Origin of the sequence: Pseudoalteromonas sp. Scap03, from assembly GCF_013393115.1 — a bacterium.
Classification (GTDB): Bacteria; Pseudomonadota; Gammaproteobacteria; order Enterobacterales; family Alteromonadaceae; genus Pseudoalteromonas.
The window spans coordinates 3,289,098-3,313,624 of record NZ_VDEU01000001.1; the positions used below are offsets into that span (position 1 = coordinate 3,289,098).

At 39.6% G+C, this 24,527-nt stretch carries 24 protein-coding genes; 4 read left to right on the top strand and 20 right to left on the bottom strand.

The window, feature by feature from the left end:
* From FHG08_RS15185 to FHG08_RS15270, 18 genes are all read right to left on the bottom strand, one after another.
* A complete protein-coding gene (locus FHG08_RS15185; RefSeq protein ID WP_178956424.1) occupies window positions 1-2,016 on the bottom strand; it encodes a motility associated factor glycosyltransferase family protein in 2,016 nt (671 codons plus the stop codon).
* Window positions 2,017-2,028: 12 nt separating this feature from the next.
* Window positions 2,029-3,453 (bottom strand): flagellar filament capping protein FliD, encoded by a 1,425-nt coding sequence (gene fliD, locus FHG08_RS15190; protein WP_138605279.1) that lies wholly within the window; start codon window positions 3,451-3,453, stop codon window positions 2,029-2,031.
* Between the two features lie 29 nt (window positions 3,454-3,482).
* Window positions 3,483-3,869, bottom strand: coding sequence for a flagellar protein FlaG (locus FHG08_RS15195; protein ID WP_138570524.1), 387 nt, complete (start codon window positions 3,867-3,869; stop codon window positions 3,483-3,485).
* A 100-nt stretch (window positions 3,870-3,969) separates the two neighbouring features.
* Entirely contained in the window at window positions 3,970-5,418 is a 1,449-nt protein-coding gene (locus FHG08_RS15200) for a flagellin (protein ID WP_138605277.1), read from the bottom strand.
* 217 nt (window positions 5,419-5,635) lie between these two features.
* On the bottom strand, window positions 5,636-7,084 hold the full coding sequence (locus FHG08_RS15205) for a flagellin (RefSeq protein WP_138605276.1): 1,449 nt from the start codon (window positions 7,082-7,084) through the stop codon (window positions 5,636-5,638).
* 275 nt (window positions 7,085-7,359) lie between these two features.
* Window positions 7,360-8,619 carry a flagellar hook-associated protein FlgL gene (gene flgL / locus FHG08_RS15210; RefSeq protein WP_138605275.1) on the bottom strand — a complete coding sequence of 420 codons (1,260 nt, stop codon included), beginning with the start codon at window positions 8,617-8,619 and terminating at the stop codon, window positions 7,360-7,362.
* Between the two features lie 2 nt (window positions 8,620-8,621).
* Entirely contained in the window at window positions 8,622-10,628 is a 2,007-nt protein-coding gene (flgK, locus tag FHG08_RS15215; protein WP_178956425.1) for a flagellar hook-associated protein FlgK, read from the bottom strand.
* A 1-nt stretch (window position 10,629) separates the two neighbouring features.
* Window positions 10,630-11,625, bottom strand: a complete 996-nt coding sequence (gene flgJ, locus FHG08_RS15220; RefSeq protein ID WP_178956426.1) for a flagellar assembly peptidoglycan hydrolase FlgJ — start codon at window positions 11,623-11,625, stop codon at window positions 10,630-10,632.
* A gap of 135 nt (window positions 11,626-11,760) precedes the next feature.
* Entirely contained in the window at window positions 11,761-12,855 is a 1,095-nt protein-coding gene (locus tag FHG08_RS15225) for a flagellar basal body P-ring protein FlgI (RefSeq protein ID WP_178956427.1), read from the bottom strand.
* Between the two features lie 12 nt (window positions 12,856-12,867).
* Complete coding sequence (flgH, locus tag FHG08_RS15230; protein WP_010387881.1) at window positions 12,868-13,551, bottom strand: flagellar basal body L-ring protein FlgH; 684 nt, start codon at window positions 13,549-13,551, stop codon at window positions 12,868-12,870.
* A gap of 14 nt (window positions 13,552-13,565) precedes the next feature.
* Window positions 13,566-14,354 carry a flagellar basal-body rod protein FlgG gene (flgG, locus tag FHG08_RS15235; protein ID WP_010387879.1) on the bottom strand — a complete coding sequence of 263 codons (789 nt, stop codon included), beginning with the start codon at window positions 14,352-14,354 and terminating at the stop codon, window positions 13,566-13,568.
* 21 nt (window positions 14,355-14,375) lie between these two features.
* The gene (locus FHG08_RS15240) at window positions 14,376-15,119 is read right to left on the bottom strand and encodes a flagellar basal body rod protein FlgF (RefSeq protein ID WP_131691416.1); all 744 of its coding nucleotides are present in this window, start codon (window positions 15,117-15,119) and stop codon (window positions 14,376-14,378) included.
* Window positions 15,120-15,252: 133 nt separating this feature from the next.
* Complete coding sequence (flgE, locus tag FHG08_RS15245) at window positions 15,253-16,575, bottom strand: flagellar hook protein FlgE (RefSeq protein WP_178956428.1); 1,323 nt, start codon at window positions 16,573-16,575, stop codon at window positions 15,253-15,255.
* A gap of 58 nt (window positions 16,576-16,633) precedes the next feature.
* Window positions 16,634-17,311, bottom strand: a complete 678-nt coding sequence (locus FHG08_RS15250) for a flagellar hook assembly protein FlgD (RefSeq protein WP_178956429.1) — start codon at window positions 17,309-17,311, stop codon at window positions 16,634-16,636.
* A 13-nt stretch (window positions 17,312-17,324) separates the two neighbouring features.
* The gene (flgC, locus tag FHG08_RS15255; protein ID WP_008113068.1) at window positions 17,325-17,756 is read right to left on the bottom strand and encodes a flagellar basal body rod protein FlgC; all 432 of its coding nucleotides are present in this window, start codon (window positions 17,754-17,756) and stop codon (window positions 17,325-17,327) included.
* Between the two features lie 2 nt (window positions 17,757-17,758).
* Complete coding sequence (flgB, locus tag FHG08_RS15260) at window positions 17,759-18,169, bottom strand: flagellar basal body rod protein FlgB (RefSeq protein ID WP_138605269.1); 411 nt, start codon at window positions 18,167-18,169, stop codon at window positions 17,759-17,761.
* A gap of 128 nt (window positions 18,170-18,297) precedes the next feature.
* Window positions 18,298-19,128 carry a protein-glutamate O-methyltransferase CheR gene (locus tag FHG08_RS15265; protein WP_138605268.1) on the bottom strand — a complete coding sequence of 277 codons (831 nt, stop codon included), beginning with the start codon at window positions 19,126-19,128 and terminating at the stop codon, window positions 18,298-18,300.
* A 20-nt stretch (window positions 19,129-19,148) separates the two neighbouring features.
* Window positions 19,149-20,087: a chemotaxis protein CheV gene (locus tag FHG08_RS15270; protein WP_138605267.1), complete on the bottom strand. Its 939-nt coding sequence runs from the start codon at window positions 20,085-20,087 to the stop codon at window positions 19,149-19,151.
* Between the two features lie 138 nt (window positions 20,088-20,225).
* On the opposite strand from FHG08_RS15270, the gene flgA reads away from it, so the two are divergent.
* The 3 genes from flgA to flgN all read left to right on the top strand — a co-directional run bounded on the left by flgA (window position 20,226) and on the right by flgN (window position 21,752).
* A complete protein-coding gene (gene flgA, locus FHG08_RS15275; RefSeq protein WP_178956430.1) occupies window positions 20,226-20,933 on the top strand; it encodes a flagellar basal body P-ring formation chaperone FlgA in 708 nt (235 codons plus the stop codon).
* Window positions 20,934-21,007: 74 nt separating this feature from the next.
* Window positions 21,008-21,328 carry a flagellar biosynthesis anti-sigma factor FlgM gene (gene flgM / locus FHG08_RS15280; RefSeq protein ID WP_010387860.1) on the top strand — a complete coding sequence of 107 codons (321 nt, stop codon included), beginning with the start codon at window positions 21,008-21,010 and terminating at the stop codon, window positions 21,326-21,328.
* Window positions 21,321-21,752 (top strand): flagellar export chaperone FlgN, encoded by a 432-nt coding sequence (flgN, locus tag FHG08_RS15285; protein WP_178956431.1) that lies wholly within the window; start codon window positions 21,321-21,323, stop codon window positions 21,750-21,752. Before flgM ends, flgN begins: the two co-directional genes overlap by 8 nt.
* 69 nt (window positions 21,753-21,821) lie before the next feature.
* On the opposite strand, the gene FHG08_RS15290 is transcribed toward flgN, so the two are convergent.
* A complete protein-coding gene (locus FHG08_RS15290; RefSeq protein ID WP_138605368.1) occupies window positions 21,822-22,280 on the bottom strand; it encodes an LPP20 family lipoprotein in 459 nt (152 codons plus the stop codon).
* A 139-nt stretch (window positions 22,281-22,419) separates the two neighbouring features.
* On the opposite strand from FHG08_RS15290, the gene FHG08_RS15295 reads away from it, so the two are divergent.
* Window positions 22,420-23,607, top strand: a complete 1,188-nt coding sequence (locus FHG08_RS15295; RefSeq protein ID WP_138605264.1) for a flagellar assembly protein T N-terminal domain-containing protein — start codon at window positions 22,420-22,422, stop codon at window positions 23,605-23,607.
* Here FHG08_RS15295 and FHG08_RS15300 read toward each other — a convergent pair.
* Window positions 23,604-24,503: a LysR substrate-binding domain-containing protein gene (locus FHG08_RS15300; protein WP_054201738.1), complete on the bottom strand. Its 900-nt coding sequence runs from the start codon at window positions 24,501-24,503 to the stop codon at window positions 23,604-23,606. The genes FHG08_RS15295 and FHG08_RS15300 overlap by 4 nt on opposite strands.
* Window positions 24,504-24,527 lie beyond the last annotated feature (24 nt).

Genomic DNA, 24,527 nt, shown 5'->3' on the forward strand with positions numbered 1-24,527 from the left:
CTAAGCTTTGGCCGGTTTATTATAGTTTTCAATAAACTCTAAATAAATACCTTTTACATGCTCATGAAACGCATCAATACATGCATTTATAAATCCTGTACGCATTTCTAAATCATTGTAATAATAGCTACTTGTCATAATGTAAGCTTGAAAATATCTAAAAGTTCCCTGAATCAGCCAATAAACTACATTATCGTCTGCGGTGCTATTACGTAATGTAAGTAATATTTTATTTTGTAAATTAAACGCATCAGCAAGCTGCTCACGTGTTTCAAAATGTTGAGAAGTAATTGATAACAGCTGCTCAAGAACATCTTTGGTTCTAGCTTTTATAGCTTCCATTTTATAGTTAACGTTACCAGCAGATAATTGCTCTAAAGAAGTAGCCCTATTAAGTAGCTCTGTTATTTTATCTTGCTTATTACTAATTGGCTTCATATCAGTAATATCTTCAATACGTTTAGGCTCAGAATACTTTATAAATGCACCATTGGCCGTATTAAATACTTTAACATTGAGGTTTTTTTGGAGTAATAACTCTAAGTTACCCTTTGATGAGTCAAATATAGGAATCGTAAAGACCTCTTCGGTAAAATTACCTTTAACAATAAATGCTCCCTCAATACCTTGCTCAACCACTTTTTTATGCTTAAAGTCATTATCAAAATAGATACTATGTTTTGAATGATGATGCTCTTTAGATACAAAGCCTAAGTCAGTACCAACTAAATATACTTTCTTAAACCCCAACTCAATAGCTGTAGCAAGTGCTGTATTCGATACTGTTGGGTTACTGTAGTCAGGGTAGGTAAATTGCTTTTTTGTATCCAAAGCACGAATAAGACGACCGCCTGCATCATTTAATTTTGATAACAAATGCGCACTTTTAAAGCGCTTTAAAATGCTATCGTATACCGTATTAAGTGCAACAATATTTATCTCATTTAATTTTATCTTTAGTCCAGAGACGCGATCTATTGACTCCACCCATTCTAGCAGCCCTGCGCCTCGCTCCATTTCTATGTGAATATCAGGTTTAATATTATTACTAAGTAAGGCTCTTAATGCTGTACCACAAGAAATAATAATGATGTCACCCTGATTTTTTTTCAAAAACTCAATCGCATCATCAAGAGAGGGACCATTAGCAACAATAAATACAGAATGTTCTTGCAGAGTGTTATTTACTAACTCAGGCTTTTTCAATACTGGAAACTTTTCATTTAAATTAGCCAGAGTATGAGATACACCTATTATTTCATCTTCAAAAAAACCCCAGCCTGCAGACCAACGATGTCCGATACTTTTAATACGCTCAATTGTTTTCTCAATCAGTGGGCTATTATAATGCTTTAAGAAAAGAATTTGACTGAGGTTAAAATGACCCTGATTAAACAAAAACTTAGAAATTTCGTTAATCACTCCATCTTCACCACCAGAAACACGTATTGAAAATTGCCCACCATTGGCAGTGCATTTATCAAAAAGCGGCTTTAATTCGATACAATGTAAAAGTGCATAGAAGGTATCTTTACTCGGCTCAAATAAAAACACATTAAGTACATCTTTTTTCTTGAGTAACTCTTCTATCTGATAGCCTAACCCCCCACCTAAAAAACAAACAAAGTCGAGGCGCTTTTCTTCAGCAGGGTTATTTATTTTATTATCTGTTTCAGCGGTACGTACGTTGTAAATTGATTTTAATAGCGCAGCATGTTCAAAAACAATATTTGTGTCATCTTGGTGATTTATTTGATATTTGAAGTAAAGCGGGTTTTCTAGAAACTGAATAACTTGCTGTTTAGCGAATTCTCTAGGCTCATCTTGATAAACGAACTCATTATTGTTAAACAAGTTAGCATTGCCCATTTCATCGATTGCAACACCAGTATCGCTTGGCGTGTAATCTTTAAATGTTTCATAAATAGCCGGCATTTGCTCTTGAAGTAGAGCTAAATTTGCAAGCAGGGTTGCTTGCAACATCATTTTTGTTAATTCTTGCTGATTAGCGTCCAAAGTTCACTCCGCTTAACTTGATTTCTTAACCACCCCTGGTAGGTTAGCTAATTGTTGTTGTAAATAGCTGCCTGTTGAATTTAAATTGGCCACTAATAAATCCATTGCATTGTATTGGCTATATAATCGTTCTTCATATTTGGCCATACGAATATTAAATTTTTCTACATCAGTTTCTAGTTTAGAAAGCTGTGATTCACGACCTTCTATACGTGAACTAATAATACCATCAGAAGCCGTATAACCCTTAATAACAGTATCAAGCTGTGCAACAAAACCGCCTTTATCTTTTTCACCTACAAAAAAGGTTTGTAAGGCTTGAGGATCCTTTTCTATCGCAGCTTTTAATGCGTCAGAATCAATACTTAATTTACCAGAGCGCTCCGTTCTAATACCAAAATTAGCTAAAAAATCAGTGTTACCATTTCCCGTACTAAATTCTGAAGTTAACAATGAGCGCACCTGATTAACAGACCCTCTTAATAAAGAGTCTCCGGCAAGCGCCCCTACGCCCTCTTCAGCACTTGAGCGTCCCAGCTGTTTCGATAAATCAATAAAGGCATTAAATTTGTCTACAAATGAGTTCAAACCTGTTGTAATATTTTTGTTATTTTCAGTTATAACAGCTTTACTTAAATCATCGTCAGTGCCATGCATTTTTTTTGCATTAATGGTGACGCCTTCAATAACATCTTTAAACTCATTAGTACTGCTTGAAGCCACAAGCGTACCATCTATAGTGATAGAAGCATCGGTTGCTGCAGTTACCTCATTTAAATTTTCGGCATACGTTGTTGAAGTCGTATCACTATCATACGCCAAACGAGATAAACCTAAAAGATCCGTATTGCCACCGTCACCAGCATCATCGACTACTATTTTTATAGCATTTTCCGCGCCGGTTTCTTTACTCGACAATACCAATCGCTGACCGGTGTCATCAGTGATAATGGTGGCGTTTACCGAGTCATTATCAACTGAATCATTAATCGCATCACGAATATCGGCAAGCTTTGCTGTATCTGACACAGTAATATCAAAACTGTTAGAACCAGAGCTGATCGTTAGCTTACCCTCACCCACAGCTTCATCGCCAGCTATAGCATCTGATGTTAGCTTATGGTTTTCGGCCAAACTATTAACTTTAATTGAGTAATTATTGGTTTGTGCATCTTTTTCAGAACTTAAAGTAACAAAATCATCACTGCCACTAATTGTTCTCTTTTGAAACTCCTCAACAGAGGATAGTGACTCCAATGAGCCATTCAGCTCCTCTAAAGACGCTTTTAGTGTTCCAACAGCAGATATATCAGTCGTGAAATTAGCTTGCTGTTTTGTTACTCGAGCTTGATAAGGGGACTTCTCAGCATTGACTAAAGCACTTACAATTTCGTTTACTTGAAGTCCTGAACCTATACCTGTAAATGAAATAGCCATAATTGTTGCCCTCTTAAATTACTGAAATACTAAACTTTAAAATCAACCAATACGCCCGTGGCTTCTGCTAATTTGGCCACTATACCTAATACTTCTTCTGACGGATATTGCTTAACTAAGTCACCACTCTCTTTATCGATAACCTTGATTACATTACGGCCAGAGTCTTCGTCTACTTTAAATTGAAGACTGCGGTTCATTTCACCCATAAAATCCTGCAATTGCTGTACCACCTTTTCTAGCTTTTCAGGTGATAACTCAGTTTCAGAGACTTCGTTTCTACTTGCAGCAGTAGGGGTGGTTGTATTCTTCTGTTCATCAACATTTTGCTTAACTTGAGATGGGGCTTGATAACTTGAGGTAACCTCACCTTTTTGAGCTGAGTTGATGTTTAGATTTAAACTTTGCGTTTCCATAATTCGCTCCTACTATAAAGCGATATAAAGCTTTATACCTATACAAGAAAGGAAGGGTTACCCCTTCCTTAGTAGTTAAAGTATAGAGCTTATTGTTAAATTAACCTAATAAGCTAAGTGCTGCCTGCGGTAACTGGTTAGACTGAGCTAAGATTGTTGTACCAGCCTGTTGCATAATCTGGTTTTTCGTTAGCTTAGCTGTTTCTGCAGCGTAATCGGTATCTTGTATACGGCTTTTAGAAGCTGATACGTTTTCTGATACGTTTGAAAGGTTTGCTATGGTAAAGCCAAAGCGGTTTTGTACCGCACCTAAATCTGCACGCTGTGCATCAATCTGAGCAAGAGCAGCATCGATTGCTTTAATCGCATCTTGCGCACCAGCTGAAGTCGCACCTGAGATATCCACAGACTCAACTGAAGTTAACTCACTTGTACCACCTGTAGATGCAATATCAGCACCTGCAGCACCTTTACCAAACAGTTCATTTGCGCTCGTACCAGATATACCAATTTTATCTGCAGAGCTTAAGTTAAGCTCTGCTGAAACGCTGAGCGAACCTGCGGTGCTAGCAACAGCTTGACCACCGATAGTGAAAGCACTTGTATCGCCAGCGCCAGTAACATCAATACCATCGATATTTGTCGCTTTAAACGTAATTTCATCTTTAGCTTCATCAAAAACAGCATCATAACCATCAGCTTGCATCTCATTAGCAAGACGCGCCATATCACCACCAAAGTCACCTAGGTCATATGAATCAACTGCAGTGGCACCCTTTTTAATCTCAATTACTGATGAACTTCCAGCTTTGATAGCACCAATTGTAGTTTCAAGTTTAGCTTCGGCATTTACACCAGAACCAGATGAATTTATTGTATCAGCAATTGTTGCCGCACCTTGGTTAGCACCAACAGATACATCTGTGCCATTGATACTTAATGTATCTGCTGAAGTTACAATATTACCGGCTAGGTTAACCGTTTGAACATCCCCAAGCGCAGAAACTGTCGATGTTGCCGCACCTTTGATTTCATTCGCACCGATAGCATCAGCAGATACGTCACGAAGGCTTACGTTGATTGTTTCATTAGCGTTTGAACCCACTTGGAACTGCTTAGTACCAAATGAACCATCTAATAAGCTAGTACCACCGAATTTAGTAGTTTCTGCAATACGCGTTAATTCTTGTTGTAATGCGCCTACCTCTTTTTGAAGGGCCGCACGTGCATCAGCATCATTTGAACCATTCGCTGATTGTAGTGCTAAGTCACGCATACGTTGTAGAATATTTGATGACTCTGTCATCGCACCCTCAGCGGTTTGCGACATTGAGATACCGTCATTAGCGTTTCGCTGAGCAACACCTAAACCATTAATTTGTGAAGATAGACGGTTAGCAATTTGTAGACCAGCCGCATCATCTTTCGCGCTGTTAATTTTCATACCAGATGAAAGACGTTGCATTGATGTGCCTAACGCATCGCTAGATTTTGATAAGTTTCTTTGTGCATTTATTGATGCAACGTTAGTATTTACTGATAAAGCCATGTTATAACTCCTGATTACTTTCGTAATGTAACTAATTGATTTTAACCAAGAGCCATCACAATAAAAACCTGTTCAAGCTCCGTTCTAATTAAGTTAACGGCTGTTATAAAATTACCTTTAGCTTTTTTTTTAAAAAAACAGTAAAAACTTTTAGTTGATTGAAATACAAACAAAAAAGCCAAGTATAAATACTTGGCTTTTTTAATTTTAATTATTATTAACCACCTAACAAGCTTAATGCAGCCTGTGGTAACTGGTTTGCTTGCGACAAGATAGTAGTACCTGCCTGTTGCATGATTTGATTTTTAGTCAACGTTGCAGTTTCAAGCGCATAATCAGTGTCTTGAATACGGCTACGCGAAGCCGATACGTTTTCAGATACGTTAGCAAGGTTGGCAATAGTAAAACCAAAGCGGTTTTGCACCGCACCTAAGTCAGCTCGTTGAGCATCAATTTGCGCTAATGCTGCATCAATTGCTTTAATCGCGTCTTGCGCACCATCTGAAGTCGCGCCTGAAATATCAACACTCTCAATACTTGTTAATGAACTAGTACCGCCTGATGATTGTATTGCAGCAGCCCCTGTACCAAATAATTCATTCGCAGTGGTCCCTGAAATACCTATTTTATTCGCTGATGATAAATTTAGCTCTGCGGACACACTAAATGAGTTCGCTGTGCTGGTTACTGCAGTTCCACCTATAGTAAAGCCACTTTGATCAGTGCCTGTGATATCAATACCATCAACATCTGTGGCTTTAAAAGCAATCTCTTCAGTTGCAGGGTCGTAAATGGCATCATAACCTGCTTGTTGCATGTCATTTGTTAATCGCTCCATCTCACCACCATAATTGCCTAAGTCAAATGACTTCTCAACTAAGCCATTTTTCTTAATTTCAATCACACCTTTACTGTCCGATGTGATCCCAGCAAAAGTGGTATCAATTTTAGCCTCTGCAACCACACCGGCGCCTGACTTGTTGATAGTATCTGCAATAACAGCCGCACCAGAACCACCAGCAATAACAATATCTGTACCGTTAATATTAACCGTGTCCGCACTTGTACCATGATTTGTTGCTAAGTTAACAGTTTGTACATCGCCAAGCTTAGTATTTGCATCTGCGGCGTTGCCAGGTCCTTTAATTTCATGCGCACCAATTGAGTCTGCTGCTACATTACGTAAGCTTACATTAATGGTTTCATTCGCATTTGCACCTACTTGGAATTGTTTTGTACCAAATGTACCGTCAAGTAAGCTGGTTCCACCAAATTTGGTAGTGTCTGCAATTCGAGTAAGCTCTTGTTGCAGGGCTGCTACTTCTTTTTGCAGTGATGCACGGTCAACTGCACTGTTTGACCCATTGGCTGATTGCAGTGATAAGTCACGCATACGTTGTAAAATGTTTGCTGACTCTTGCATCGCACCTTCAGCAGTTTGCGCCATAGAAATACCATCATTGGCATTACGCTGAGCAACCGTTAGGCCATTAACCTGAGACGTTAGTCGGTTGGCAATTTGTAAACCTGCAGCATCGTCTTTTGCGCTATTAATACGCAAACCAGATGATAGTCTCTGCATTGAAGTTTCAAGTGCCATGCTAGATTTAGATAGATTGCGTTGCCCATTAAGTGATGCAACATTTGTATTTACGCTTAAAGCCATTTTACCATCTCCTAGTTTCAATCAGAATGTGGTTCAAAATATTTAAGCAAAAACCACACTTTCTATAACCAGTTGAATGCATTAGTTGTGCCAACTAATAAAAAATAGTTAAATAACTGTTTTTTAATAAATAAATAGCGTTTATTGATACTTAAAATCAGAAGTTAGCATTTTTTTGACAGGAGAAAAAAGGGGGGTGACAGTTTTTTGCCGCTTCGTTAAGGCAAGTTATTACCTACTTTTCTCGTATAGTAATAACCTGCCTTGGATGGTATTTATAAATAATCAAATAATGAAAGTTTAGCCAAGCGACCAAAAGTCGCTTGTGAAGCCTGTAAACCAGACTCATGTTTAGTGAGATCGCTGATGGCTTCAGCGGCATCAATCTCAATTAGGCTAGATCTGTTTTCTTGATTATTAATATCTAGAGCACTGTTTGAGTCGGTAACACGCTCAACTACATTCATACGCCCACCTAAACCAGCCTGAGTAAACACAATTTGCTCACTAGCATTTTTAAGCTGAATTAAACCATCAGATAATGCTTGGTTAATTTGCGTTTCATCAAGTTGTTCGTCATTTAGGCTAATGATCAAATCTTCTAGCGTATTAAGTACATTTTCTTTGCCTGGTTTTTCAAGAGTAAAATCAAGCTGTCCTGGTGCTGCCCCCTCAAGTTGAATTTCCATACCTGCAAATTCAATCGGTTCATCGGTTACTTCACCCGTAACGGGTGGTACAAGAGGATTACCATCACGTAATATTTCATATTGATCTGGCGCTGAAGGGGTCGCCCCAGGGATCACATTAACATTATAGGTATTGATCGTTGGAGAAATAAGCGGATCTGGATCTGAGTTATAATTATCTTTATGAAAACGGTCAAACTCGCCTTGGTTTTCAACATAAACAGTTCCAGCGGTAATGCCGCCTGTTGGCGTTCCATCGTTTGAAACTACATCGAGTCGCGCATCAACTCGTTCAAATACATTGAAGCCATTATCGCTTGATTTGATCTCAACGCCTTTTGCGATCGTCACTTCGTGTTGGCCTTGATCGCCTTGATATTCGTATTTGCCATTGGTGCTATTAAATGTATAAGTTTGAATATCGTCTTGATAGCCAGAGAAAAGGTATTTCCCTCCTTCAGATTGACTATTCATTAAATTAAGCAGTGATTTTTGCAATTCTTTTAGTTCACTGGCAACTGAAGCCAAATCACCTTTATCTAACGAACCATTGCCCGCTCGTATAGTTAACATTTGCGCTTCTAAAATAGTGTCGTTCATACCTTGCAATAAACTTTCTTCGGTTTCTAAACGCCCTTTTAGCTGATTAATATTCTTCGTCAGCTGCTCATTAGTTTCTATTTTATTGGTGTACAACATACCTTGCGAAATAGCAGCAGGGTTTTCAGAGGTACTCAAATATTTTTGACCTGTATTAACGCGCTCCTGCGCACCAGCTACATTTTGTTGATTCTCAAGTATTTTATTAATGTTATTTTGATACATTAAATTATTTGATAAACGCATAATTACCTCGCCGCACTCAATAAGGTGTCAAAAATAGCTCTCGCTGCAGTTAATACTTGTGCAGAAGCAGCATAGGATTGCTGGAAGCGCAGCAAATTAGCCGCCTCTTCATCTAAGTTTACGCCCGACAACGATTCGTACCAGGCTTCTGATTGTTGTGCTAAAGCATCAAATGCAGCACCATTGGTTTTTGCTTGACTGGTTACCACACCAACATCGGTGACTAATCCAGCATAGGCCTGATTCAATGTTTTATGATTATCAGCTGATGCGCTCGCTACTACATTTTGACGTACTAAATCGGTATTCTGTAAGTCAGCAAGTTTTTGGCCGTTGCGGTTATCATCAAAACCGCCTTCATTAAATTCTAAATTAAAGGTATCGCCCATTGCTGGTACGCCTTCAATATTAAAGTCAAAACCATAACCATCGTATGGTGCACCGGCTTGAGCGAGTATATTGTTAGCAGGCGGTGTAACTGTAAACGTAGTTGTGCCATTACCATCAGTAAGTTGATATTCGTTAGCATTGGCTGTTTTAACAATGCTAATAGGGCCATTTGCTAAACCCAAAGGATTACTAAAGCTGCCAGTGGTTACATCGGTAACATTACCCGGTGAAATAGTCCCTGTACCTGTATTATCAAGGCCGTCTGCTGTTCTAATTGGGGAGGCCAATGCAATGTCCTCACCTCGACCTGTTGTCAGCGATATATTGCCAGCCGCGCCACTGTTAAGTTTTACCTGAAATTGGTCACCGGCATTACCAGCTCCCGTTATATTAAGCTCTAAGCCAAACGCCTCTCCGCTAGTAATAGCAGCTGAGTCGATAATGCCACTGGGTGGAATAATTGCTAAAGAGGCTGCACCTAAAGGTTCACCTTTATTATCAATTGGCTGAATACTTACTTCGTTAGGATTACCCGTATAGGTGATCACAAAATCACTGGCTGGCAGTTCACTGCCTTTACCAGCCTCAACGGTTGCTGACATATTAGCTGTTCCGGTATTGGCTTGATAAACAAAAGCACTGACTGTTGGGATATCAAAAATATCCCCTCCGAGTTCACCGTTTGCATCCATACCTAAACGATTTTGCTGATTAAACGAATCAGCAAGCGCAATACCCATCTGGCCAATTTGATTTTGTGCCGGCACCAAAATATCGTCTCTAAATGCTAATAAACCGCCAATTTTACCTTTGAGTTTAGTAGGGTCTATATCGAGTGGCACAGCCTTACCGCCATTTACATCTAAGCGTAGCTCTTTAAAGTTAGCATCAGGATCGCCACTAATCGAAAACAAGTTAAATGACCCATTTTGCATAACAACGGCTTCGCCTGTGCCCATAAACACTTGTTTTTCACCATTAGGGCCATCAAGTGTTTCTATATCAATTAGCTCAGATAAATCACGTATTGCTTTATCACGCTCATTATAAGCAGAGCTCGCATCAGCTTCGTTTTTGGTACCATGAACACCCGCAATTTCTTGGTTCAACGAACTAATACTTTCGATTAACGTATTCGCCTCTTCTGAAAAAATCTCTAATTGCTCATTAACCACTGCTTTTTGCTCTGATACGATACCTGCAAGCCGATCCATTTGGTCAATCAGGTTTTGTGCATCACTCATCACCAATGAACGAGCAACCGTTGATGAAGGTTGATTAAGGGCTTCTTGCACGTTATTAAACATTGAGTTGATACTAGTTGATAAGCTGTTTGATTTTTCTGAAAAAATTTGATCAACCCGACTCGCTTCACTAACAAATTGATCAAAAAAACTTTTATTTGAAGTATCTCGATTTAATTGCTTTTGCGCAAACTCATTCAATAACCGGTACGTTTGGCCACGGCCTACCTGATTATCAATCATGGTGGTAAACTCGGTGCGCTCACGTACATACCCTTCGGTATTAACATTTGCGATGTTTTTACTTGTCGTTTGCAATAACTCAGAGTTTGCTCTTATTCCTGAATTAGCAATGTTTAATAAATTAAACGACATGTTACTCTACTCCCTGGCGGATCACGCTTGTGGCGATATTCTTCAATTCGTTACTGTTCAGCACTCTTTTTATTTTGTCTGCATAATTAGGGTCGGTTGCATAACCAGCTTGCTGTAAAGAGTCTAAAAATTTATGCGGCTTTGCCGTATTGTTTAATGCATCTTGATAGCGCGGGTTCTGTGTTAAAAAATCCACAAAATCATTCACGCTATCTTTTATCGAGTCATACGCTCTAAAGCTTGCTTGCTTTTTAACTGCAGCACCTTGTTCAAATTCTAAAGTGACCTTACTGGCCTTTTCACCCTGCCAACTTTTATCTGACTTAATATTGAATAAATTGTTTGAGCTATTACCATCACCTTTACTAATAATATGTTTACCCCAGCCAGTTTCTAATGCCGCTTGTGCGACCATAACCGCCGGATTTAAACCAATTTTTTTAGCCGCTGTTTTTGCGTGTTCCCACACTGTGCTCACAAATTCCTCAGCACTTTCAAATGTGCCAGACGCTATGTTTTGTTCGCTTTTTTCAGTTGAATCAACGAGCGGCACTTTTTCAGTGACCTTTTGATTTTCTTGATGAGGTAAGGTGCTACCCGCACGTTGGTCACTAAAGAAATCTGACGTTGTGCGAAGAACAGAGCCTGGCATAAAGTTTTTTCCATCTGGCGATAATTGCTGCACAATTAAATCTGCAAGACCCAAAGAGCCATTTGATGAAAGCTCTGTGGCCATTTGTTGGTCGTGCATTTCTTCAAAAAACTTAACGCCACTAGCATTAAACGGGCTTTCTTTATCTTCGAAAGCCTCATTGGCTTTACGCATACTTTTAAGCAGCATTTGGGTGAATATAGCTTCAAATTGTGCCGCCGCTTTTTTTAACGCCGCTTTAGATGCATCGGTTGATGCGTCACCGCTGTTTAAAGCATCTCGACGCAAAGAGTCTAAGTTGCCTAAATCAAAAAAGTTTTGCTTATCTAGATGATTTGTTTCCATCAGCTTTTTGACACAATAATTAATAATATCTAGATAATGCAATAATTGAGCCAGCGAGATTTTCAAAGGTGGGAGTAAGCAGGAAAAAAAAGTAAAAAACACCGCAATAAAATATTAAACGGTGTTTTTTAAAGGTTAAATTACAACAAGCTGACCGTTAATTGCACCAGCTTCTTTAAGTGCTTCAAGAATCGCCATTAAATCGCCAGGGGCAGCGCCAACTTCATTAATTGCACGTACTAAGTCATCAAGACTTACACCAGGGTCAAATACAAAAGCGCGTGAGTCATCCTGATCAACATCAATAATACTTTGCTGAGTAACCACGGTTTCACCCTCTGCTAAAGGATTTGGCTGCGCTACATTTTGTTGTTCCGCAATCGTTACTGTTAAACCACCGTGGGTAATTGCCGCAGGTTGTAATTTTACATTTTTACCTATAACAATGGTGCCGGTACGTGAGTTAACAATTATTTTTGCCGAAGTATCCGCTGGTTTAAATTCTAAGTTTTCAAGAGTTGATAAGTACGATACGCGCTGCGAGGCATCACGAGGTGCAATAACGCGAATAGAAGCTGCATCGAGTGCTTGAGCGCTATTTGGACCAATTAAATCATTAATGGTTTTCTCTAAACGTTTAGCAGTAGTAAAATCAGGACGGTTTAAATTAAAGGTAATATAGTCGTTTTGCATAAATGGGCTTTTAACAGCACGTTCAACGGTTGCACCATTTGGTACACGTCCTACCGTTGGCGTATTAATCACAACGCGACTACCATCAAGGCCTTCAGCGCCTAAGCCACCTACAATTAAACTGCCTTGAGCGATGGCGTAAACATTACCATCAACCCCTTTTAAGAATGTTTGTAGTAATGTGCCACCGCGCAAGCTGCCTGCGCTGCCAATCGATGATACAGTTATATCTATGGTTTGCCCTGGCTTTCTAAATGGGGGGAGTTCAGCATGAACAGCAACCGCTGCAACATTTTTAATTTTTGGCTTTAAACTAGAAGGTAACGTAATACCAAAACTATTAAGCATGCCTTTAAAGCTTTGCTCGGTAAAACGGCTTTGCTCACCGGTGCCTGGTAAACCAACAACTAAGCCATAGCCCACTAATTGGTTTGAGCGCACCCCTTCGACCATAGACACATCTTTAATTCGCTCAGCACTGGCAGTAAATTGCCAGCCTAGTAGCACCATAAAACAAAAAACTTTAAAACCATTCATGTCGAATGTCCTCTAAAAGGGAAACAATGAGCTACTAAAGAAACGCGTTAACCAACCTGGGCTTTGTGCCTCTTGTGTTTGGCCCTTACCTGAGTACTGAATACGCGCATTCGCAATTCGATTAGACTCAACGGTATTATCGGCATTGACATCTTGTGGACGCACTAACCCTTCTAAGCGAATAAATTCTTCACCGGTGTTTAACGTTAGCCATTTTTCACCGCGAATCACTAAATTACCATTTGGTAGTACTCGCATTACGTTAACCGAAATATCGCCAACTAAGCTATTTGATTGATTTGATTTTGAGTCACCTTTAAATGAGGAGTCACTGCCAATACCAAATTGAATGCTATCGCCGCCAATATTTACCGGTAAACCACCTAAGCCAATCACAGGGTCGAGGCTGGCATCGGTTTCTTTATCCGTTTCTGTTTTAGCTGCTTTAGTCGCTTGGGTTGACTCTTGTAATTTAACAGTAATGATATCGCCTGTTCGCAGTGCTTTTTTATCGGCATAAAGATCATTCGATAATTGAGTACTGAACAAAGAGCCGGTTGCGACTACTGGCTCCATATTAGGCTCTGGATACATAGGTGCATAATAGGGATCGTCTTGTACTACCTCATTATTTTGTGTAGCTACACAACCACTTAATAGTAAAGTCCCTACTGTAAATAACATAATATTACGCATACAATCCCCCAAAACTATAACTGTTGATTGATATAACTCATCATTTCATCAACGGCTGAGATCACTTTTGAGTTCATCTCATAAACGCGCTGCGTTTCAATCAAATTAACTAACTCTTCGGTCACATTTACATTTGATGTTTCAAGTGAACCTTGAATAATCGTACCTAAACCTTCAACCCCCGGATTACCTTGAACAGGCGCACCACTTACAGCGGTTTCGGTATATAAGTTTTGCCCTATAGGCTCAAGGCCAGACGGATTAATAAAATCACTAATCGTGATCTGACCAATAACCACGTTTTCGGCCTGACCTTTTACGCGAACTGACACTTCACCATCTTGAGATACGGTGATCGACTGTGCATCGTCAGGTACATTCATTTCAGGCTGAACAACATAACCAGCACCCGAGGTCACAACACGCCCGTCGCCGTCAGTAGTAAATTGGCCGTTTCGCGAATATGCAATATTGCCATCTGGTTGCAGTACTTCAAAAAACCCAGGACCAGAAATCATCCAATCCAATGAATTTTCAGTAGTGAGCATATTACCTTGCGAAAAGTTTTTTTGGTTAGCTACTACTTTAGTACCCGCACCGAGCATTAAGCCTGACGGCATTTCGGTATCTTGCGATGATCGACCGCCTGGTTGATTAATATTTTGGTAAAGCAAGTCTTCAAAAATAGCGCGGCTTTTTTTGTAACCTACTGTACTGGCGTTCGCTAAGTTATTTGATATAACCGATATATCAGTTTGTTGAGCGTCAAGCCCTGTTTTACTTATCCATAATGCTGGATTCATAATAATACCCTCACGTTAAAGTTAAACGATGCGCATCAGCTGCTCTTGACGTTCGTCAATCTCTTCAGCTGTTTTCATCAGTTTTACTTGTAATTCAAATTGGCGTTGGTGACTGATCATATCGACCATTTCATGCACAGGATTTACATTCGATTTTTCTAATGTGCCACCTAATACTTGTACATTGGCTGATGTTTCAACTATTTCGCCTGGTTTAGCTCTAAATAAACCATCGTTACCCTTCTCAAGCGTGGCGTTGTTTGCATCAACCACTTTTAGGCGATCAACTTCTTCTAAAAAGTTAGCCGGTGCACCTTGAGGGCGAACTTGAATAGTGCCATCTTTGCTAAATTCAATTTTTTCAATCGGTACAGGTAATATGACTGGCCCACCTTCGCCAATAACTTGACGACCGTCGCTGGTAGTTAGCATACCTTCAGCCGTTATATTTAACGAACCCACTTTTGTATAAGCTTCATTACCAGAGGCGTCCTGAACACTCAACCAGGCGTTATCGCTCATAGCAATATCAAGGCTGCGACCTGTTTCGACAACACCGCCCGATGTCATGTTTGATCCTGGACGCTCTTGCATAGCAAAAACACGAGTCGGCAAACCTTCACCGAAAGCCTGCATTGAGCGCGCTTGCGCAAAATCAGATTTAAACCCAGTGGTGTTTGCATTTGCCAAATTATTGGCTTTAAGAGCAAGCCCTTGCATGCTTTGTTTAGCGCCAGATGCGGCTATGTAGACCATTTTATCCATAACATCGACTCATTAAGAAATCTATATATGAGTAAATGCAATATAAGTGCCAAATTAAATTAAAGCATGAATAAGATTTTAAGAGAGGAATAAAAAAGGCTGCATTAAGCAGCCTTTATAAGTCAAAATATGATTATCGGATCTGTAAGATATTTTGTTGCAGTGTTGAATTCACTTCAAGCGCACGAGAGTTTGCTTGGAAGTTACGCTGCGCACTAATCAAATCAACCAGCTCTGTGGTTAAGTTTGTATTTGATTGCTCGAGGGCTGAAGAATTAATTTTGCCTAAAGTCCCTGTTCCCGGCTCACCCGCAATCGGCTCACCTGAGGTTAAACTTTTTTTCCATGAAGTATCACCCACCTGTTGTAAACCTTGTGAGTTTGCAAACCTAACCATGGCTACTTGACCTAAATAAGTTGAGTCACCATTACTGTACGATGCAACTACTTTTCCATCAGTACCAATATCAATACCCGCTAAGCGACCTACTGTCGCACCATCTTGCTCTAGTGCTTTTACTTCAAAGCGACTCGCAAACTGGCTTGGAACTTTATTTGATGTATTCGCTTCGTCGCGCCAGTTAATAGCTATATCACTAAACTGAGCACCATTACTTAATAGGCCACTTAAATTAGCCCCGGTTAAATTAACATCAGTAAAGGTTGGACCGACATTTGGAACGCCATTGGTAGTTGCAGGCAAACCACTTGCATCAAACCCAAAGGTACTTAGAGGGCTTGGTGTTGCCGTTGCAGCACCAGTAGCATCAAACGGTTGTTTATCTAGCGTGCCATGTACCTGCCATTCATTAGGCGCTGTTTTTACAAAAAAGAATTGTAAAACATGTGGCTCACCTAAAGAGTCATAAGTTGTAGTCGATGTAGATGCAGTATATGTGCTGCTGTCTGTTGCATCAAACGGTACTGCCACAACATCTTTACGTGAGTCAAGGTTGAAAGAAGTATATACGTTACTTGTAGAGCGTGGTGAACCAGAAGAGTCTGGTATTTGTAATGCAGATGAAGTACTAAGACTTACTGAGGTTGTATCTCCGGTAACCTCATCAACAGGGAAGCTCTGTAAAAAATTACCTTTGGCATCAACAACGAAATTGTCTTTATTAAGCTTAAATGCTCCAGCACGTGTAAAAGTTTGGTCTTGTGAATCCAGACTTTGAGTAGTTGCAAAGTAACCTTCACCCGTGATCGCTAAATCCAGTGAGTTATTAGTAAACTGCAGCGACCCTTGATGAAACTGCTGGGCAACCATGGTCGTTTGCACACCATCACCATTTTTTGTTTTACCGGCGCTAAATACTGATGATGCGTATACATCAGCAAACTCGGCGCGAGACTCTTTAAAACCAGTGGTGTTTACGTTGGCAATGTTATTGGCGGTAACATCCAAATCTTTTTGTGCGGCAGCAAGGCCTGTTAATGCAATATTAAAGCTCATAATTAACCTCTAACCTAAAAATATTTAGCCTGATGGCTAAAAAAATACATAAAATCTATTACGCGATTTCTGCGACATCAGTCAGCCTAACCGCACCTTCTTTAGTATTAATAATAATGCCGCTTGAGCCGTTAATATTAACACTTTCAATATTTTTGAATGTAGCTAATGGGAGGCTTGAAAATTCCCCATTTGTACTACCCTCTGCTTTGATGTTGTATTCACCAGGTGGTAGCCGTTCACCCGCTTCATTTTTACCATCCCATGCAAAACGGATGGCTCCTGCAGGCTGAGTGCCTAAATCTATAGTTTTAACCAACTGCCCGGATGCATCTTCAATGCGGATCATTAAACTATCGACTGGCTTTTCAGCTACAACAGAACCTCTTGATTCACCCGACTCATTAAGCTCCAGTGTATCCGACTCCAACAAAGCTTGTTTGCCAACCAGTGTTGATGCTTGCAATGCCGAATTTGATGTCATCGACGCAGCTAAGGAATCAAAGTTAGAGTTCAAATTTGATATTCCTTCAGCCATGGTAAAGTTTGTCATTTGTGCAATCATCTGATCGTTATCAGCAGGTTTGCTGGGATCTTGATATGACAACTGCTGTGTTAACAACGAAAAAAAATCTTCTTGGGTTAACGCATCACTGTCTTCTTTTTGTGGCACTTGCTTATCTTGCCAACGTAAAGAGTCCATGTAGGATGAAGAAGTACTAATATCGTTACTCATGAGCTACCCTCAGTTACCGCTGACCTAACAGCAGTGTTTTACTTAACATTTGCTTAGCTGCATCAGCAACTTGAACATTTGTCTGATAAGAGCGAGATGCAGAAATCATATTTGCCATCTCCTCAACAACATTCACGTTGGGTTTATAAATGTAACCATTTTCATCCGCACTCGGGTGGTTTGGGTTATATTCAATTTGTAGTGGTTTATCACTCTCAACCACTCCTAACACTTTCACACCAACGGCAGAGCCCTGTGGGTTGCTTGCTGACGCTGACGCTTTTGTTAGCTCCGCAGCAAATACAGGTTGTCGCGCTCGGTACGTTTCATTTTGTGAAGAGCTAATTGTATTGGCATTAGAGATATTACTTGCGGTGGTATTTAATCGCACGTTTTGCGCGCTCATACCCGAACCTGCAATATCAAACACATTATATAAACTCATAATTAGGCTCCTTGACTACCGAGGGCTTTTTTCAGGCCTTTAAATTTACCATTAAGAAACTGGACACTGGCCTGATACTCCATAGCATTCTGTGTATACAAGTTCCGTTCCACTTGTATATCAACAGAGTTACCATCACCTGTATCTGTTTGATTTGGCGTACGAAATAATTCATCTCCACCTACAAAACGGGTACCACCGGCAATGTGTTTTTCGTTGGTTCTTACCATCGTATTGCCGCTTAGTTGGTTAGACTTTGCCGTTTTTAATGCTGAGGCAAAGTCGATATCTTTTGCTTTATAGCCGGGCGTATCAGCATTTGCGATATTAGTGGCGAGCATTTCTGCTCTTTGCGAACGGATCAACATCGCATGCGGATGCACGCCTAATGCTTTATCAAAACTGATAGCCATAACTATCTCCAAAAAATTGACTTAGTATCAGTAAAGCAATAAGTAAGCCAGCAATGAAAGTAGTGATGATAAAAACAAAAAACGGCGCTACAGCGCCGTTTTTAGGAGGGGGTATATCTTAATATTCGTTATTTCTTTTGGTAAATAATGCCGGGGTTACAACGTACCATATCAAATTCGGTACTCAAACCAGACATAGATTCCGACGCACCTAAAAATAAATACCCCTTAGGGTTAAGTGCTTGAGAAAATTGTGCAATTATTTTGGCTTTCACCTCAGGTGAAAAATATATTAAAACATTACGGCAAAATATAATATCGAACTTACCCATCAAGGCGTACGAGTCGAGCAAATTTAAATGCCTAAAGCTCACTTGCTTTTTCAAAGAGTCAACCACTTGTGCCATACCATTGCCGCTATCTTTAAAAAATTTCTTACGACGATCAGCAGATAGCCCGCGAGCCAGTGCCAATGCATCATATTCAGCGTTTTTACACATATCTAGCATGGTATTTGATATATCAGTACCCACTATTTGTGCACCCATTTTTAAAACACCAGGGCTACTTGATTGAAACTCAGCCACTGACATAGCAATTGAATAAGGTTCTTGCCCTGAAGAGCTCGCAGCAGACCATATTTTTAATGGTCTATTTAGCGCTTTAAATTCAGGGAATAATCTGGTTTTGAGCAACTCAAATGGGTATTGATCTCTAAACCACAATGTTTCGTTGGTTGTCATGGCATCAACAACAGCAGCGCGCAATTGACGCTCATGTACGCCAAGTGTTTTGCTAACCAGTTCAGATAACGATTCAACATTAAACCGAGACATTAATGGTGCCAAGCGGCTTTTAACCAAATACTGCTTATTTTCACCTAAAACAATACCGCACTGTTGTTCTAAAAATAAGCGAAATTGATCGTATTCTGTTTGCTGCAAATCTTTATTAGTCAAATCAATAACACCTATGTTTATTAATCACAATGAACCCACTTATTAACGGCTGTAGCAAGCTCGTCTGGATTAAATTTCGCTATAAAATCGTCAGCCCCTACTTTTTCAATCATTGCTTGATTGAAAACACCACTTAATGAAGTATGTAAAATCACATGCAGTGGTGCAAGTTTGGGATCTGCTTTAATTTCTGCAGTGAGCGTATAACCATCCATTTCGGGCATTTCTACATCTGAAATAAGTAACCCTACTCGCTCTGTAATATCGTTAACACAATCAAGCTCTGCAATTTCTTTTAGTCTTATTAAAGCTTCTTTACCATTTTTAGCAAGTTCAGTAGTTACGCCTAAAGGCTCTAACGCTCGTTTAACCTGATTTCGTGCCACGGCCGAATCATCGGCTATAAATACTATACGCTCACCCAAATCTTTTTGCATACTACCTTGAGCCTGAGCCGCAACATCTGCGCTAACCTCTGTATTTACTGGACAAATCTCGTTTAAAATTTGCTCAACATCGAGAATCTCAACTAACTCATTTTCAATTTCAGTCACGGCTGTTAAATAAGAATAACGCCCCGCACCTGATGGCGGAGGCAGTATTTTTTCCCAGTTCATGTTAACAATCCGCTCAACGCCACCAACTAAGAATCCTTGAACTGAACGGTTATATTCAGCAATGATAATAAAACCTTCTTCTATATTTTTTATAGGACGGCCACCTACAGCCATAGATAAGTCAATCACCGAAATAGTTTGGCCACGGATATGTGCAACACCTCGAATATAAGCATTAGCCTTTGGCATACTAGTAAGAGGCGGGCATTGTAATACCTCTCTTACTTTAAACACATTTATGCCGAAGCGCTGACGCCCGTTAAGCTTAAATAACAATAATTCTAAGCGGTTTTGCCCAACCAACTGAGTACGTTGGTTTACTGAGTCTAAAATACCGGCCATTTAAATCTCCTAAGAAAACAAATATAAGGAACGATAATTGCTTTCAATTAATAAAGCGTCATAACACAACGGGGGCGTCTAAATTCTGACGCAAAATATTTATACCCTGTTTGCAACCATAAGCATAGTCGAAACATTATGAGTTTGTTAAAAAAAATCAGAAGATACAGTGTTTTTTATTTTCTTGCTAGCCTCTGCTTCACTTTGCCACTAAAGGCTCAAGTATTTAGTAAAGAATCACTTCAAGAAATGGCTGTATCTTATGTTGCACAAAAAGCAGTGACTACAAATGATAACAAAATACAGTTTAGCGCATTACCGTTAGATAGCCGCATACCTGATCGCTATTGTAACTCTGAGCCAGAGCTAGTAACGCCAAGTGAGCCCCCTTTTAATCGTCAAGTCACCATTCAAATAAAATGTAACGATAGTGATAACTGGGCACAGTACGTTCATGTCAGAATTACTGAATCAGCACCCGTTGTAGTCGCAACGACTAATTTAGCACGAGGTGAAGTGATTACTCCATCCCATTTAAGTATTGATATGCGCCCTGCGCACTTTATACGCGTTCAGTATCTTGATGATCCTGCACAACTTATTGGTAGCCGCAGTAAACGTAATATTCGTGAAGGTATGCCAGTACTACTCAATCAAATTTGTATGGTTTGCAAAGGCGACTCTGTCAACATTTTTGCCAATATTAAAGGGTTAAGAGTAAAAACAACGGGTGTTGCATTAGAGGATGGAACCTTAGGTGAACAAGTACGAGTAGAAAACAAAAAAACAGGTAAAGTTTTAAATGCACGGGTAGATGGTGTAGAGTCTGTGCAGGTAAATATTTAATGTAATTTATGCTAAAGTATCTTTAGTAAATGCCGATATATAGGCATCAGTTGGGTAATAAATGGGTTTTTATCATGGTCGGTCAAGTTAACAAATCAAATCAACAGCCTGGTGTTTTAACAAACACTCAACAGCAAAAAGTTGATTTAAAAAGAGATAATGCAAATACGCAGGCTGCGCAAACGCCTTCGCCTAAAGCGGCAAGCGATTCGGTGAGCCTAACACCGCAAGCTAAGCAATTAAAATCTTTACAAGAAAAAGCAGAGCAGTCTTCTGGTTTTGACAGTAACAAAGTTGCTGAACTTAAAAAAGCCATTACCGAAGGCAAGTATCAAATAGACAGTGAGAAACTTGCCAAAAATTTAGCAGACTTCGAGTTTAATGTTTATGGCTGATCACAATAGTTTAATTACGATTAAACTAAACGAACAAATAAATTGTTTAACAACCTTGAGTGAGCTTCTTACTCAAGAGCTTAATGCTATTGCCTCACGTAGAGGCGAAGGTTTGAAAGAAATTGCCCAACAGAAAATGTCTTTTTTAACCAGCATAAGCACCCTAGATAAAGAACTCAGTAACCTGATTGCCAGTAATGATCAGCAAACAGATGAAAACAATGACTTAATAAAGCTGACCAGAACTAAGCTTGAGCAATGTCAAAAACAAAATGAAGTTAATGCTCATGCAGCTCATCAGGCACAGTTAAGTGTAAAGCAGCTAAAAAGTATTTTAATTGGTGCACCTTCATCAATGACCTACGACCAAGCTGGTAGCGTCGTAAATACCGATAACAGCATTGTGCGTAACCTAAAAGCCTAAAAAAATACCCATAAAAAACGCCTAAACGATAATTCGTTTAGGCGTTTTTTATGGGTAATAATTTGTCGCTTAGTAATAAGTGACTTTTTTCACTTCCCGTGGTTTTATCTCACCGATGTACAAGTCGTGAACGCGTTTCATATTAAGCTCAAGCTCGGTTACATACATATCATTAACGGCATATGTTTTTATAATTTGTGCGCCTTTAATAATACCTTGTACTTTGCTTTGTAAATAATCATCTTGGGCAACAGACCCAGCGACTGTTGTACCTGCGGTAATTTTTTGCCCGTATACTTGCTCTGTTAGTTCGCGATAAGCCTCGAGCTTTGAAGCCTTAATCGCCATAAGTTGTTTTTGCGTATCACTACTTCCCGACTGCAAACTAATGGGCGCATAGCCAACCGCTTTTAATACTGGGTAATTATTTGGCTCAACATATTTATACTCAACGTGTTTATCAAATATATTACTACAACCGCTTAAAGTTAAGCAGCCTAATGTGATCATTAATGGCATTACTCGCATCATACTGGGCCTTTAAAAACTAATTAAACTCAGTTATGCATGTTTAGTGCCAGTGATATGCCTTTAAATAGATAACAAAAAATAGTGGTACATTACTTGCTGAAGTTGATTAACGCTAACGTTTAATTGGAGTAAAAGTATGAAATCGTTTTTAAAGGCTGTATTAGCAGGGTTAAGTACCACTGCGGTATTAACGTTTTCACCTTTTACTCACGCTCAGTGGTATGAGTCTACCGGCCATGCAGTTATTCAAAATAGCGATATTCCTAGTGCAAAAGCCGCAGCCATAAAAGATGCGATAACCCAAGCCTTAGTATTTTCTGGGGCTCGTGTAAGTTCAGTGCAAACCCTTGTAGATGGCGTATTAACTCAAGACCAACTAAAAATAAGTAGCCAAGGCGAAATCCAAAAAATAGAACTCGTTAGCGAAAACCGCAGCAGTGATGAATTTGCGATTACCTTACGCCTAGATATTTTTGCACAAACCGAACAATGCCCGCAAAGCAACTTCAATAAATTTATAGCCGTGACGCAAAGCCAATTAACTAATCGCGAACACGCTAGAATGGGTCAAATATTTGACATTAATAAAGCCGTAAGCAAAAACATCTACACGGCACTGCAAAAATCAAAAATGAGTGCTGTCCCTGTTGCCTATTTCAATAAAGCGATAAAAGTCGATACCTACTTTAATCAACAACATGACTACTCTAATAGCCAGTTAGAGGAAATTTCATCGCGCAGTAACGCGCAATATGTGTTGTTAAGCCAAATTACCAGTTTATCCACCAGCGATAAACTCAATAGCGACTATGCATTTTGGCAAGATGAAAGCTATCAGCGTCACTATCAAATAGAGTTTAGTTTATTTAATGGCACTACTTATGAACCCTTGTGGCAACAAAGCTATCAAAGCCAAGCTATCTGGCCATTTGAAAAAACAACTATTATTGATGTAAACAGTAATCGTTTTTGGCAGTCACCTTTTGGTCAAAGTATTAGTGAGATAAACCAAACCCTAAGTTACGATTTGCAAGCAGCCATGGCGTGCCTACCCACCCAAGGCAAAATTATGCACATGGAAAATAATAAACTCGTCATTAATTTAGGAAAGGCACATGGCTTAGAAAAAGGCCAACAGCTGAGTATTGCTCATCATAATTATTTAACCGATGCGCAAGGCAACACCATGCCGCATACTATAACCACTTTGAACCGTATTCGTGTAGAGCAGCTATATCAGCATAGCGCCATTGCCGTCAGTATTAATGATCAGCCTTTACCGGGCGTACAAATTAACGATATTGTGGAAGTTGCAACGCCCTAAAGTGCTTGGGTTAGCTTAACTTTTAAATTATCGTGAGCGCTTAACCAATCTGCTAACTGCTCAACCCCAGATAAATGCGGGTAGTGCTTTCGACAGGCCAATACAATATTACGTTGCTGATTAGGAAAAATAGGCAAATAATGAATTCCCTCTCGGGGGATTGCAGCAAGTTTTGGCACAAACGTAACCCCATCGTCCATCGCCACCAGCGCTAATAAGGTTTCTAAGCTATTACCTTGATACTGGCTAGAAACATCCACTCCTGCCGAAAAACAAAACTGCTGGGCTTGATCTTTAAAGCAATGGCCATCACTTAACATTAATAGGTTACTACCTTGAAGATCTTGCAGTGCTACCTTTTTATTTACAGCTAAAGCGTTATCAGCAGATACCGCAACTAAAAAGTCTTCTTTATATACATTAATCGTATGGTAATTTTTTAGCTCAGGCACATCCGCTAAAATTGCAAAATCCACCTCGCCACTGTCTAGCGCAGCTAAAATGGTAGAAGTTTGCATTTCAATAAACGAAAACTGACTTTGAGTAAATGCCGCTTTCATTGATGTAAGCAGTGTAGGAAGTAAATACGGGGCAATAGTAGGAATAATACCAATACTCAGCTTGCCCTGTAACGGTTGGTTAGAAGTAGCAGCCAGTTCTTTTAATATTTGAGTTTGTTCTAATATAAGAGTGATTTGTGTCAACAAACGTTCACCTTGGGTTGTTAAGGTAACGTGCTTAGTTGAACGGTCAAATAAGATAACCCCTAATTCTTGTTCTAGCTTTTTAATTTGCCCACTCAAGGTGGGCTGGCTTACAAAGCAGGCATCGGCTGCTTTACGAAAATGTTTAAAATGCGCAACGGCTTTTACATATTCTAAATCTTTTAAGTTCATATTCACACTCAACCTGATAGCTTA